Origin of the sequence: Salinimonas profundi (assembly GCF_014750655.1) — a bacterium.
Classification (GTDB): Bacteria; Pseudomonadota; Gammaproteobacteria; order Enterobacterales; family Alteromonadaceae; genus Alteromonas; species Alteromonas profundi_A.
In genome coordinates this window covers 92,621-106,346 of sequence record NZ_JABBXD010000012.1, presented here as the reverse complement: position 1 = coordinate 106,346, position 13,726 = coordinate 92,621, and the positions used below count along the sequence as shown (strand labels likewise).

Annotated in this window: 12 protein-coding genes; 5 read left to right on the top strand and 7 right to left on the bottom strand. The window is 45.9% G+C overall.

The genetic code is table 11. From position 1 onward, the window contains the following. Window positions 1-337 precede the first annotated feature (337 nt). Window positions 338-1,147, bottom strand: a complete 810-nt coding sequence (gene pssA, locus HHX48_RS16565) for a CDP-diacylglycerol--serine O-phosphatidyltransferase (RefSeq protein ID WP_191026447.1) — start codon at window positions 1,145-1,147, stop codon at window positions 338-340. Window positions 1,148-1,417: 270 nt separating this feature from the next. Between pssA and xdp1 the strand changes: the two genes are divergently transcribed. Both xdp1 and prsT read left to right on the top strand, forming a co-directional pair. Next, window positions 1,418-2,146, top strand: a complete 729-nt coding sequence (gene xdp1 / locus HHX48_RS16560) for an exosortase-dependent surface protein XDP1 (protein WP_191026446.1) — start codon at window positions 1,418-1,420, stop codon at window positions 2,144-2,146. Between the two features lie 90 nt (window positions 2,147-2,236). Next, complete coding sequence (gene prsT / locus HHX48_RS16555; RefSeq protein ID WP_191026445.1) at window positions 2,237-5,014, top strand: XrtA/PEP-CTERM system TPR-repeat protein PrsT; 2,778 nt, start codon at window positions 2,237-2,239, stop codon at window positions 5,012-5,014. Between the two features lie 36 nt (window positions 5,015-5,050). Here prsT and clpB read toward each other — a convergent pair whose 3' ends face one another. From clpB to rluD, 3 genes are all read right to left on the bottom strand, one after another. Next, complete coding sequence (gene clpB, locus HHX48_RS16550) at window positions 5,051-7,642, bottom strand: ATP-dependent chaperone ClpB (RefSeq protein ID WP_191026444.1); 2,592 nt, start codon at window positions 7,640-7,642, stop codon at window positions 5,051-5,053. Window positions 7,643-7,740: 98 nt separating this feature from the next. Further along, window positions 7,741-8,478 (bottom strand): peptidoglycan editing factor PgeF, encoded by a 738-nt coding sequence (pgeF, locus tag HHX48_RS16545; protein WP_191026443.1) that lies wholly within the window; start codon window positions 8,476-8,478, stop codon window positions 7,741-7,743. Further along, complete coding sequence (gene rluD, locus HHX48_RS16540; RefSeq protein ID WP_191026442.1) at window positions 8,459-9,442, bottom strand: 23S rRNA pseudouridine(1911/1915/1917) synthase RluD; 984 nt, start codon at window positions 9,440-9,442, stop codon at window positions 8,459-8,461. The genes pgeF and rluD overlap by 20 nt, the downstream gene beginning before the upstream one ends. Window positions 9,443-9,610: 168 nt before the next feature. Between rluD and HHX48_RS16535 the strand changes: the two genes are divergently transcribed. Next, window positions 9,611-10,378: an outer membrane protein assembly factor BamD gene (locus HHX48_RS16535; protein WP_191026441.1), complete on the top strand. Its 768-nt coding sequence runs from the start codon at window positions 9,611-9,613 to the stop codon at window positions 10,376-10,378. Between the two features lie 31 nt (window positions 10,379-10,409). Here the strand turns inward: HHX48_RS16535 and HHX48_RS16530 are convergent, their stop codons facing one another. The 3 genes from HHX48_RS16530 to HHX48_RS16520 form a co-directional block, all read right to left on the bottom strand. Continuing rightward, window positions 10,410-11,108: a ChrR family anti-sigma-E factor gene (locus HHX48_RS16530; protein WP_191026440.1), complete on the bottom strand. Its 699-nt coding sequence runs from the start codon at window positions 11,106-11,108 to the stop codon at window positions 10,410-10,412. After that, complete coding sequence (locus tag HHX48_RS16525; RefSeq protein WP_139755813.1) at window positions 11,101-11,712, bottom strand: sigma-70 family RNA polymerase sigma factor; 612 nt, start codon at window positions 11,710-11,712, stop codon at window positions 11,101-11,103. Before HHX48_RS16525 ends, HHX48_RS16530 begins: the two co-directional genes overlap by 8 nt. Before the next feature lie 127 nt (window positions 11,713-11,839). Beyond that, a complete protein-coding gene (locus HHX48_RS16520; RefSeq protein ID WP_191026439.1) occupies window positions 11,840-12,415 on the bottom strand; it encodes an LON peptidase substrate-binding domain-containing protein in 576 nt (191 codons plus the stop codon). A 159-nt stretch (window positions 12,416-12,574) separates the two neighbouring features. Between HHX48_RS16520 and HHX48_RS16515 the strand changes: the two genes are divergently transcribed. Beyond that, complete coding sequence (locus HHX48_RS16515) at window positions 12,575-13,006, top strand: nuclear transport factor 2 family protein (RefSeq protein ID WP_191026438.1); 432 nt, start codon at window positions 12,575-12,577, stop codon at window positions 13,004-13,006. Then, complete coding sequence (locus tag HHX48_RS16510) at window positions 13,003-13,719, top strand: SDR family NAD(P)-dependent oxidoreductase (protein WP_191026437.1); 717 nt, start codon at window positions 13,003-13,005, stop codon at window positions 13,717-13,719. The genes HHX48_RS16515 and HHX48_RS16510 overlap by 4 nt, the downstream gene beginning before the upstream one ends. Window positions 13,720-13,726: the final 7 nt, after the last annotated feature.

The window sequence follows — 13,726 nt, the reverse complement described above, 5'->3', positions numbered from 1 at the left end:
AAAAACTTTATGAATCGTCGGTTGACACTCTTAACGAGTGCCCACACAGATTGTCTTGTTATAAATTGTTAAAGAACGTTGCTTGATTTGCCTTAAGGGCTTGTCTCAAGCGGGATGCGTATAATACTTGGCATCCATTTTTTGTCAATCATTTTCTTGAAAATTTCTTAAAAACTTTTGACTCTCTTCATCTCGCTTGACCCATGTTTCTGTCGTTGCTCGTTGAAGAGGCGCGCATTCTACAAAGTGCAGAATTAAACGCAAGCCCTTTTTCATTCTTTTATAAAAAAAGGTGCTCAACTGAGCACCTTTTAATCAATTCGAGTAATAAACGACTTTATTCCTGTTTATCAGTGCGTTTTCTGCTCGTCTCGTCTTCGCTGTCTTCGTTAAAATCCGCATCGGCCTCTTCGTGATCACCGACAACATCATCCAATGTCATCTTATCCACCGTCCTGAATGTATTAATCGGACCGGCCAATGCGTAAAGCGCAAATACAATAAACAAGACCAGGGCCGGCTCGGTTGCAACAATGACAAACACCATGAGAATAATCAAAATCGCTACAAAAGGGACTTTGCCGTGCCAGTTTACCTCTTTGAAGGAGTTATACTTAAAGTTACTGACCATCAACAGACCCGCAGCAGAGGTAATAAAAGCAACCACTAAACCGTAATCGTCTCCGTTAGCGCCGTATTCAACGCCTACCCATACAAGTCCAGACACCAGAGCGGCAGCGGAAGGACTTGCTAAGCCCTGAAAGAAACGCTTATCAGCAATACCGACCTGAGTATTGAACCGGGCCAGACGCAGCGCTGCACCTGCAACGTAAATAAATGCAGCCAGCCAACCCAGTTTACCCATGCCGCTTAGTCCCCAGTTATAGGCAACCAAAGCAGGCGCCATACCGAAGGAAACCATGTCAGCCATGGAATCGTACTCTGCACCAAAGTCACTCTGCGTGTTTGTCATCCGTGCTACACGCCCATCCAGGCCATCAAAAATCATCGCAACAAATATTGCTACAGCGGCTGCTTCGAAGCGTCCGTTCATTGAAGACACAACAGCGAAAAAGCCAGAAAATAAACCAGCTGTTGTCAGTAAGTTGGGAAGCAGATAAATTCCCTTACGCTTGCTTTGGGACATATTTCCTCATTATTCAAAAGACTAATATACATAGTATTTCATATATCAGGGCACTCGGGATAGTGAAATGTCCGCCCTGTTATTTTATAACCAGGTATAACAGTACATACACTCAATTTGCTGTATTAGCTCAAAAGGTAACTTAAGATAAAACCTGCCACACTGGGATATCAGCAGTAAACTTCATCATTTTGGTATACCGGTAGTTGAATGACATTTAATTCGGGAAGTCACCCACACTATTTGCGCGCTTATGTTCGGAAAAAAACGATGAATAAATTTATAAAAAACGTTGCTCTGATTTGCTCAGTCACCTTTGTACCCTCACAGGTTATGGCCGCAGATACCATCTGGAACTTCAACCCTTACAAATCAGAGTTATCCTATGATAATCAAGGTTTCGGAAATCAGATAACCACCACTCAAAATAATCAGACGCTAAACATTACTGCCTGGTCAGGCACTGATACCGGCGAAATTGAAGCCTCGAAGATAGGCGCCAATGAATGGGGATTATTAAACAGCAATAAAATTCAGAAAGGTCGGAATAAAGACAGTCACTATATCGACAATGCTTATAGCACCGATATGCTGCTGTTTTCTTTTGACGATTCGGTTAGCGTAAGTGGACTAAGCCTGGGTTATACACAAAACGATCACGACCTATCGATCGCGGCATTTCACTCTATCCCATTATTAACGGGTAATACATGGGCGAATGTTGCCAGCCAGGCGATCTTCACCAAAAGCTTTTCTAATACTGAGTTCAGTAATTCGAATACGTTAAGCTTTTCCAGCGTTGCGACAGAAGCCAAGTACTGGCTCATCGGTGCATACAACGCGAATTTTGGTGGTGACAGCGCATGGACTCAACATCGAGACTACATGAAGCTGGTTAGTCTGACGACGCATTACGCACCGTCAGCTAATGTTCCGGCACCCGCATCCGCCTTTCTTTTTGCGCTGTTAGGGCTGGTAGCATTGAAACGTCGTCATTAACGAATAAAATCAGTAAGAAAGCCCCTCGTCGCAGGGGCTTTTTTGTGTAGACTATCTGTTATATCTATTAATCAGTAAAACGAGAGCATTGTGAAATCATCAGTCAAAGCCAGTATTCTTAGTATGTTGCTTTTAGGTGGCTCGATAGCCAATGCCACACCGCAGTCCGCTTCGTATGATAAGGCCTTAACTGCCTTTAACACCGGCGAGGTTCAAAGCGCATACCTGACGCTAAAGCACGTACTTAAAGCAGCCCCTGATCACCTGCCCGCTAAACTGCTGATGGGCCGTATTCTGCTTCTGGACGGTTACACCAAAGAAGCCATTGAAGAATTCGAAGAAGTGTTACTTGCTGGCGGTGACAAAAACCTCGTGCTGCCGGCTTTATCCCGCGCTTATTTGCGCGAAGGCTTGTATGAGAAAATTTTTGTGATGCTGAAGCGTCACAAATTATCCGGGGATGCGGAAATATCGGTAACACTGGCAGCCGGTACTGCCTATATAAGACTTAATCAATTAGATAAAGCACGGTCACTGTATACACAAGCACTCAGGACTTATCCGCATGTAGTGCCACTATTAAATGCGCAGGCCAACTTATTACTGGATCAGAACGAACTTGCAGCCGCCCACAAACTAGTCCGGCGCTCGTTATCCATTAGCGATAGTGAGCCACTGACATTGATTACCCAGGCCAAACTTTATGCTGCACAGGGCAAAGATGCACTCTCCCTATTCGCTAAAGCCTATGAACAGGCACCTGAAAATCCGGCAGCCATGCGAGCGTATGCTGGCGCTCTGGCGGAAAATGGCCAGTTCGACGAAGCATCTACCATTATCGATGAAATTGAAAAGCAGACCCCCGGCGATATTCAAAACCAGTTAATCAAAGCTCGCATACTGGCGCTGACCCAACACCATTCTGAAGCAGATAAAATACTGAAGTCGCTCACTGATAAACTCAGTTTGCTAACAGAGAAGCAATTGAATGAGCGCATAGAGCTAAGCCTGATTGCCGGAATCGTGGCTTATCTCAATAAAAATTACAGTCTGGCGAGCACGGAACTTTACCGATATGTGGGTAAACGCGACGCATCGCCGGAACAGCTCAGTATGCTGGCTGATGCAATGATAAAAAACAGCAATTATAAGGATGCCTCTAACTTACTCGACAAGTATGAGGAAACCGTCATCTCGCATCTTCCTCTGGCGCGGTTGTATTGTGAACTGAACCTGGCTATGGATAAGCCTTTTAAGTGTAATCAGATTTTACCCGCACTGGCCGCCAGGTATAAAGGTCAGGAAAACTTTGCAATTTTAAAAGTTAAACTGTTATTACACGATAAAGAATTAGACCAGGCTCGCAAAATGCTGGCGACCGAGCTTGCCGGCTCTGACAACGAAGAAGTGGTACGCCTTAATATTGCGTTATTCAGTGAGCAGGAAGAATATGCAAAAGCACTTGGACTTGCTAAGTCGCTTCTTCAAAAACACCCTGAAAGCCTCGCGCATCAGGCCCTGGTCAGCGATTTATTGATTCGCAATAATAGTATGGATGAGGCAGATAAAGCTGTTGATAAACTGCTTCGTGCTGATCCTGACAATGTTGCCGGCCTGATTGCCAAAGCCAGAATAAGTTTGTTTAAAGAGGATTGGTCATCCAGCACAGAAGCCATTGAGCAAGCTGTAAAGATCGACAAAACAAACGTCCCCGCCCGTATCCTGGCCGCACAAATCTACATCGCTCATGACAACATAGAGAGTGCGACGGATCATTTGTTGGCAGCTAAAACGCTGGAAAGTCGTAACCCCACCCCCAGACAATTACTTGCGTCACTATATTCGCGACAGGGTAAGTTAAACGCTGCACTGAGTGAAATTAACGCATTGCTCAGCATTGACCGTTTATCACCGGACTTTCATTTACAAAAAGCGTCTGTGCTCAACGAAATGGGGAAAGTGAACGAGGCGCAGTCACAATTGAATATGGTTTACGCGCTGTGGGCACAACAACCTGAAAAATTATTGCAGTTAGCGGAGCAACAGGAGCAGGCGGGAGATGCCCCAGGCGCGGAAAAGTCCTTGCAACAGGCAATGAAGCTTGCGCCTAAGGCCCCCCGCCCTCACCTGGAATACATTTCATTTCTGATTCGGCAAAATCATCTTGAGCAAGCTCAGCCGGCTATTACAGAATTTGCTAATCAATTTGGTAAAACAGCGAATCTGGCGATGCTTCGAGGGGATCTTGCCGTGGCTGATAATCAGCTGCAACAGGGATTCTCACATTACATGACAGCGTTAGATCGAGCGCCATCTTTCAGGATGGCATTAATTAAAGCCTTTGAACTGGCCCGCACCGGTACAGGCCGTGGCGAATTGATAGAATACCTGACTGCCTTTGAAGAAAGCGGAGATACCTTTCAGCGACACCTACTGGCCGATCTTTATTATATTGATACAGACTTTACCCGTGCTGAGAAAGTCTATAACCAGTTGCTGAGCGATGATGAATTTGAAAACAGACCTTTTGTACTGAACAATTTAGCTAATATTTACGCAGTCAACGACCTCCCTAAAGCACTGAAACTGATTGATACTGCCCTTGAAAAAGCACCGCGTTCTGCAGCATTGATGGATACAAAAGGCTGGCTTCTGTCTCTGGGTGAGGATTATCAAGAAGGCCTGAGTCTGCTTCGTCAGGCATATACACTGGACGCCTCAGATCCAAGCGTGCAATATCACATTGCCTACACCCTTAATAAACTTGGCCGACCAGAGGAAGCGCGCGCAATTCTGACTAAACACCAAACATTGGATAAGTCGTTCAGGGAACAACCGGATGCGCAGGCTTTAATGCAGTCATTATAAGAAAGGAGGCGCCCGCCTCCTTTTTTAACATCATAACTAATGTATGTTTGACTCTGGTTTCAGAATAACAATTTGGCCATCATCCTCGTCAATTCGAATGGTCGAATCCGGAACCATGTTTCCAGATAACAGCTCCTGCGCCAGCGGGTTTTCAATCTGTGTCTGAATAGCCCTTTTCAGTGGTCGCGCGCCGAATACCGGATCGAATCCTGCCTCGGCTAGCTTGTCCATTGCCGAACCGGACAATTCCAGTTTAAACCCTTTATCTGCTAACCGGGCACGCAATGACGCCAGCTGAATTTTGGCAATCGACTTGATTTCCTCTTTGCCCAACGGATGAAACACCACAATATCATCGACACGGTTAATAAACTCAGGCCTGAAATGCTGACCCACCACATTCATCACCATTGATTTCATCTCGTCATACTGACTTTGTGAATGTTTATCCTGAATGATGTCCGAGCCCAGATTCGAGGTCATGATGACAACCGTGTTTTTGAAATCAACAGTGCGCCCCTGACCATCGGTGAGTCTGCCATCGTCTAAAACCTGAAGCAGAATGTTAAATACATCCGGATGCGCCTTTTCCACCTCATCCAGCAGAATGACCGAATAAGGTTTGCGTCTGACCGCTTCAGTCAGATAGCCCCCCTCCTCATAACCCACATATCCGGGTGGTGCGCCCACCAGTCTGGACACCGAGTGCTTCTCCATAAACTCAGACATGTCGATACGCACCATGGCATTTTCGGTATCGAACATAAATCCCGCCAGTGCTTTGCACAACTCGGTCTTACCTACACCCGTCGGCCCTAAGAACAGGAATGAGCCAATGGGTCTGTCGGGATCGGCAAGCCCTGCCCGTGAACGCCTGATAGCATTGGACACCGCGGTCACAGCTTCGCTTTGACCCACTACACGTTTATGCAGAGCATCCTCCATACGCAGGAGTTTTTCACGCTCGCCTTCGAGCATTCTGGATACCGGAATGCCCGTCCAGCGAGACAATACATCCGCAATCTCAGCGTCAGTCACTTTATTTTTTAGCAGCGATGTTTCGCGCGTCTCATTTTCTGATGCTTTTTCCAACTTCATTTCAAGCTCAGGAATGCGACCGTATTGCAGTTCAGACATTCGGTTTAAGTCTGATGCTCTGCGCGCAATTTCCAAATCAAGCTTCGCCTGTTCCAGCTCTGACTTTATGCTCTGGGTACCCTGCATTGCTTCTTTTTCTTCTTTCCAGATGCTATCAAGTTCAGCGTACTTCTGTTCGGCCTGCTCGCGCTCCAGTTCGATCATTTCAAGGCGCTTATGACTGGCATCGTCCGTTTCCTTGGCAAGTGCCTGCTCTTCAAGTTTAAGCTGTATAATTCTGCGCTCTAACCTGTCCATATCCTCTGGCTTTGAATCTATCTGCAGGCGTATACTTGATGCCGCTTCGTCAATAAGATCAATGGCCTTATCGGGCAACTGGCGGTCACTGATATAGCGATGCGATAAACTTGCGGCAGCAACGATCGCAGGATCAGTAATATCTACCGAATGATGCAGCTCATAGCGTTCTTTCAGCCCACGTAAGATGGCGATGGTATCCTCAACAGAAGGCTCATCCACCAGCACTTTCTGGAACCGACGCTCTAAAGCTGCATCCTTTTCGATGTACTGACGGTATTCATCCAGCGTCGTTGCCCCGACGCAATGCAACTCACCGCGAGCCAGCGCAGGCTTGAGCATATTTCCGGCATCCATTGCGCCATCGGATTTACCGGCCCCAACCATGGTATGCAGCTCATCAATAAACAGAATCACCCGGCCTTCTTCTTTAGCCAGTTCATTCAGGACCGCTTTTAATCGTTCCTCAAACTCGCCGCGATATTTGGCGCCGGCCACCAGCGCGCCCATATCCAGGGATAACACACGCTTATCTTTTAGTCCCTCAGGGACCTCACCGTTGATAATTCGCTGCGCAAGCCCCTCAACAATAGCGGTTTTACCTACACCCGGCTCACCAATTAATACCGGATTATTTTTGGTACGGCGCTGCAGGACCTGTACAGTCCGACGGATCTCATCATCACGACCGATAACCGGATCAAGCTTACCCTGCTCTGCTCTTTCGGTTAGATCCGTGGTGTATTTTTCAAGGGCCTGGCGGACATCTTCGGCATTCGGGTCAGTGACTTTCTGTCCGCCGCGCATCGTATCAATGGCTTTTTCTATTTTTGCCTTTGTGAGGTTCAGCTCTTTGAGAATACTGCCCAGACGCCCTTTATCATCCAGTGCAGCCAGCACAAACATTTCTGAAGTGATGTATTCATCCTTGCGCTGCTGTGCAATCTTATCGCAAAGATTCAACAGGATGCCGGTTTCCTTACTTAACTGAATATCGCCCCCAACCCCTTCTACTCTGGGAAGGCGTTCGATAGCTTCGCTAAGTGCTGAGCGTAGTGCATTAACATTGATACTGGCCTGATCAAGCAGCGGACGTACAGAGCCGCCCTGCTGGTTCAGCATGGCTGTCATTAAGTGAACGGGCTCGATGAACTGATGGTCTCTGCCCAGTGCGAGCGACTGCGCATCCGAGATGGCTATCTGAAATTTACTGGTAAATCTGTCTAAACGCATAGTTAAAGTCTCTAGCAAAAACCCTGTGTAATTTATGGGTACATATGCGCTGCGATTCAAGATGACAGATTAAATTTGAGTCAGGTTATTGATATATGTCAAAGGATGCCGATAACACTGACCATTCGGCCTGTATCTGGAATCTGCTGATGAGACGCGCGGCGATGTGAAAAAAAGCGTTTATTATTGCTATAGGTACACAAACCAGCATGAGTGACGTTAGCGATCCCCGCACTAAATAATTGCAATGCCGCAATACGCGGCAGATCGATACGCCACTTGTCTGCTTCAATGTCCTTCATCAGCGCAGCTTTGTACTGGGTAAAGTGGTCAGCGATTTGCGTATCAACCTGATAATGCTGTTGGCAAATGGCAGGTCCAATCCAGGCCATCAACTCAGAGACCGGGGACTGCATAGCCATAATAGTTTTGGCTATGATATTTTTATAAAGCCCCTGCCATCCTGCGTGAACCGCTGCAACCTCTGTTCCCGCATTGTTACATATCAATACTGGTACACAATCGGCGGTCATGACCGCACACCAATTCGCCCGATGGCGGCTTATACTGGCGTCAGCCTTAATCTGAGAGGATGGTAACGTTAGCACGTCGTTGCCATGCACCTGCTCCAGCCAGTGAAGCTTGTCATTACCAGGTAATCTTGAACGGTTTTGTAACACCAATGACGGGTCATCATGTACATGCAAACCCACATTCAACGACGCGAAAGGCCCCTGACTGACTCCACCTACACGTGTGGTGCAGTAAGCCATTATAGATTCAGGGGCCGCCCAACGCGGCGTTATCAGTGCTGAATCAGTAATCGTCAAAACCATGCTCTTTGGTGTCCTGACGTACAACATCCAGAAGATTCACCATATCTTCCGGAAGCGGCGCCTGCCAGGTCATCCATTCTTCGGTTTCAGGATGAAACAGGGATAACTGTGCCGCATGAAGCGCCTGACGTTTGAACTGGCGCAACGTCTCGATAAACGTCTCTGAAGCTTCGCGCGGCAAACGCGGCCGGCCTCCGTATACCGGGTCACCTACCAACGGATGTTTGATATGGGTCATGTGTACACGAATCTGGTGCGTTCTGCCCGATTCAAGTTTAAGCCGAATATAAGTATGGGCACGGAACTTTTCTTTCACCCGATAGTGCGTGACGGCCGGCTTGCCGGTTTCGCGCACAGCCATAAGCGTACGTTTTGTCGCATGGCGTCCGATTGGGGCATCTACTTCCCCGCCCCCGACCATGGTGCCTATAGCAAGAGCTTCATACTCACGACTCATCGTGCGTTCCTGTAATTGCTCGACCAGGTGTGTCTGGGCAGGGATGGTTTTAGCTACCACCATAAGCCCGGTGGTATCTTTATCCAATCGATGCACGATGCCTGCGCGCGGCACTTTGTCAATATCAGGAACATGGTTTAGCAGTGCGTTAAGCAACGTTCCATCCTGATTTCCGGCCCCCGGATGGACGACAAGATCTGCTGGCTTATTGATCACTAGAATAGCGTCATCTTCATAGATGATATCCAGTTGAATATCCTGAGGCTTACTTTGCGTTTGAACTTCCATAACCGCATTGACTCTGACGGCCTCATCCATCGCCATCTTGTGTCTGGGAGTGGTATTTACTTCACCATTGATAGTAACATTACCATCCAGAATCCAGCTTTTTAGCTTCGAACGTGAATATTCAGGGAACAAATCAGCCAAAACCTGATCTAATCTCTGACCAAAGTGGTGGGGCTGTGTTACCGCCTCAAGATTCACGGTATTTTGTGACTGGGACATAGAGCGCCAATTCGTTAAATGAAAAGTCGCATTATAACAAGCTTTAGGATTTCTTGAGACGATCTTTGCAGTATTCTGTGGTCATTCACAGAATGAGTACGTTAGAATGCCATTAATAAATGCAAAATTGCCACACCAAAACGACGAATTGGGGTACGAGAAAAAAATATGAAGACATTCCGTTATATGGCGCCGCTGGTAGTTGGTGTCATGGTGTCTGTTGCAGGATGTAGCTCCTCTGACGACGCAGAAGAACAAGCCGCACTGGCAAATATGGGCGCGCAGCAAATGTATCAGCAAGCGCAGCAAAATATGCAGGCCGGTAACTTCAGTGCAGCGTCAAACACGTTAAGTGCATTGGACTCGCGCTATCCGTTCGGGCCTTTGTCGCATCAGGTGCAACTTGATCTTATTTATAGTTATTACAAGTCTGGCAAAATTGACGAAACCATTGCGACTATCGATCGTTTCATTCGGTTAAACCCGAATCATTCCGATATCGATTATGCATTTTATATGCGTGGTCTGGTAAATATGGAAGCAGACAGTAATCTTTTTCAGGAACTGATGAATATCGACCGCGATGATCGGGATCCTGCGAAGTCCCGCCAGGCGTTTGATGATTTCAGACGGCTGATTCAGCAATATCCTGACAGTAAATATGCTGCAGATGCGCGTAAGCGGATGATGTTTATCAAAAATCGTTTAGCGAGCTATGAAATTGCTATTGCAAAATTTTATATGCGTCGGGAAGCGTATGTCGCTGCCGCAAACCGTGGACGTTATGTGATTGAACATTTTCCTGATTCTGACCAGGTGCAGCGAGCACTGGAAATTATGGTTTCAAGTTATGAGGAACTGGGTCTGACAGAATTGCGAGATAACGCCATGAAAACCCTCAAATTAAACTATCCGGATAGTCGGTATATTGGTTGATTGAAAATGGCCTGCGTTAGCAGGTCTTTTTTTATCTGAAGAAAATATGACTGAATGGATTAGTGTACCGAGCAACACCTGACGTAAAGTGTAATGGCTGATCCAGTACAGTAAATAGCAAACAACCTTGCGGCGAATGACACACCGGCGTATGTGTGTCGTTGCTGTCCATATACACGTAATCACCAGCCTGATACTGGTTAATTCCATCTTCAAACGTGCCTTTAAGCACAAGCGTAGTTTCTATACCGCGGTGAGAATGCTCTGGAATGCCTCCTCCCTGACCTATGTAGATCAGATTCGCGGCTATTGAATCATTTCCGATATCCACCGGCGCCTGCCATAAACGCCCCACCATACTTGTCCAGTTACCGGTGGAGGGAATAAATTTTCGAAGGGTTTTGGGTAAGATAAATCGTCGGCCATCTAGCTCAACGGAGGCTGAAAGTCCCTGCGCCCGTTTCAACGCGCGTTTGTCAGCGGGTAAATTTAAGATGCTCTCGAGCATCTCATCAAATTTACGGTCGGATGAGGCATTTTCCTTGAATTCGGATAAATTACCGATATCGCTTTCAAACTTCTCAGCATGAATCAATGTTTGCTGATGCGCAATTTTCTCGCAACGTTCGCACATGTCACAATGTGCAGCGATCATTATAGAATTAATAGGAGACAACCCACCCTGAACATATTCCGAAAGCAGTTCAGGGTCGGGATGAAACTTAATCATGGTCTTGTAGCATAACCTTTAAACGTTGCAACGCCAGACGTGTTCTCGATTTGACTGTACCTAATGGAATACTTAATTCGTCAGCAACTTCCTGCTGAGATTTACCATCGATGTAAATCGCTTCAATAACAGCTTTTTGTTTGACAGGTAGTGCTTCAAACATGAAACCAATTTGTTCAAGAGTGATTTGCTCATCAAGCGAAGTCTCATTGGCATCAGCGGTTTGTTCGCAGAGCACTGGCCATAAGTCATCGGAACATACATCTTCTTTACGATTCTGAAGCTTGCGAAGCATATCAAATCGAATATTACGAGCGATGGTGAAAATCCAGGTGGATGGGCTGCCTTTCTCTGCATTAAACAGATGCGCTTTTTGCCAGACATTCGACATTGTGTCTTGAACCAGCTCCATGGCTAATGCTTCATTACCCATCTGTTTCAATGCATAGGAGCGTAATCGAGGTGCAAAGTAACTGAAAATTCTCGCGAATGATCTTTTACAACGGCTCTCTGCCACAGACACGATATAGCCTGACATTTCTCCCGCACAATCTTTCGGTTTAACTACACTGTTGCTTTGTTCTAATGGAATTCCAACTAACATAAGCTTCGTCCGCATTTCCTGTTTGGTGATGAGTATCTACAGTGAAAAGTTAAATGATCCGTTGCCCAGTGTTACCAGTATTTCTCTTCTTACATGCTATATGTAATCTTTACACACTACGACTTTTTTACTGCATCAGTGCGCTGAGATAATTTAATAGCGGCTTACAATTTTTTTGTGCCAGAAAATACTGTTTTTGTTTAGCATCAATCGGCAGAAGTTCTAGCCACCGAAAGAGTACCCACTGAGGATCTTCAAATTGTGCGTTATCATATAAGCTGCTTATTTCAGTATAACGCTCAAAAACTTCCTTTAACCTTTTCACCATAGGTGAAATTTGTTGGGTAGAAACATTACACTCCCAGACTTCTTGCTCTGAGTACTGTCCAACTCGCAATCCGTCAGACTCTGTTTCAATGTTTCGTACCTCGACGTTATATAGACCAGCAACCTTTATGCCAAGCAACCCATCTTCGAGTAATTCAAAGTCAATTACTTTTGCGAATGTACCAATTGGAAAGATATGTTCGTTAGTATTTTTATCCCCTTCAGCGTTAAGCATGCACAATATAAAACCCGTGTCGTTAGCACATACTTGCTTCACCATCCTTGTATAGCGGGGCTCAAAGATACGCAGCGACATCCTGCCTTGCGGCATAAGATGTGCGGAAAGCGGAAACAGTGGAACGGTTGTGCTCGACATTTCGCATTATAAAGTTGTGAAGATTTGTGGCTGATTACGCCACCAATATCTAATTGGATCGGCGTTCACTTGATACGGTGGTGAGTAAAATTAGCGCAAATCTGATCTTGGGTATGAAAATTTGGGTAGTCTTTTTATACATTTTACAAAATGATGCCTATGACGCTTATCGAACGATTTTGCTCGATTTATCGGGACCTTACAAAAATTTCATCTAATGATTTAAGGACCATTTATACTGACGATGTAGAATTCATTGACCCAATTCAGCGACATAAAGGAAGGGATAACGTCGAGGCCTATTTTTCAAAACTTAATGATAGTGCCCGGTCTTGCAAGTTCGATATCACCAATATCATTCCCTGTAACAATAATAAGGATGATGTAACTAGGGTACTGACCTGGCATATGACGTTACAGCTGAAGAAGCCTGATAAAACGATTCATCTGGATGGTACTACGCTGTTAAAAGAGAATGCATCGGGCTTTTATTACCATCGTGATTATTATGACCTTGGCGAAATGGTTTATGAGCATGTCCCTCTGGTCGGCTGGATAGTGAAGAAAATAAAGAGGAAGCTGGCACAATGACCGCTATGTTAATTACAGGCGCCACATCAGGTATCGGTGAAGCGCTGGCTCAGCATGCAGCGTCGCAGGGGTATCAGGTAATAGCATGCGGACGGAACCAGGAAAAACTGGATGCACTGAGCAAGCACGACAATATCAGTCCGTTACAGTTTGACGTCAGTGATAAAGATGCCACTTTCGAGGCACTTAGTACGTGTCACTTTGACATTGCCGTGCTTAATGCCGGAACTTGTGAGTATGTTGATATCGAAGAATTTGAAACCGATATGTTCCGGCGCGTATTTGAGGCCAATTTTTTTGGTGTGGTCAATTGTGTAAATGGTTTACTGCCCAACCTGAATAAAGGTAAAAAACTGGTGATAGTAGATAGCATGGCCAGACTGCTTCCCTTCACCCGAACAGAAGCATACGGTTCATCGAAAGCCGCCCTGCATTATTTTACCAAGTCGCTGGAAACCGACCTGTGGGATAAGGGTGTAAAAGTTCAGGCAGTTTCACCGGGGTTTGTTGAAACGCCACTAACAGACAAAAACGATTTTGATATGCCGATGATGATAAAAGTTGACCGTGCCGCTAAAGATTTACTACACGGTATTGAAAAAAATCATCAGACAATTTTTTTCCCGACGTTATTTGGCTGGATTATGCGATTTATGCACATTCTGCCCACTGCCGTTCAGCGAAGATTGTCACTTTCTATGCGCAATAAATAAAGAGAAT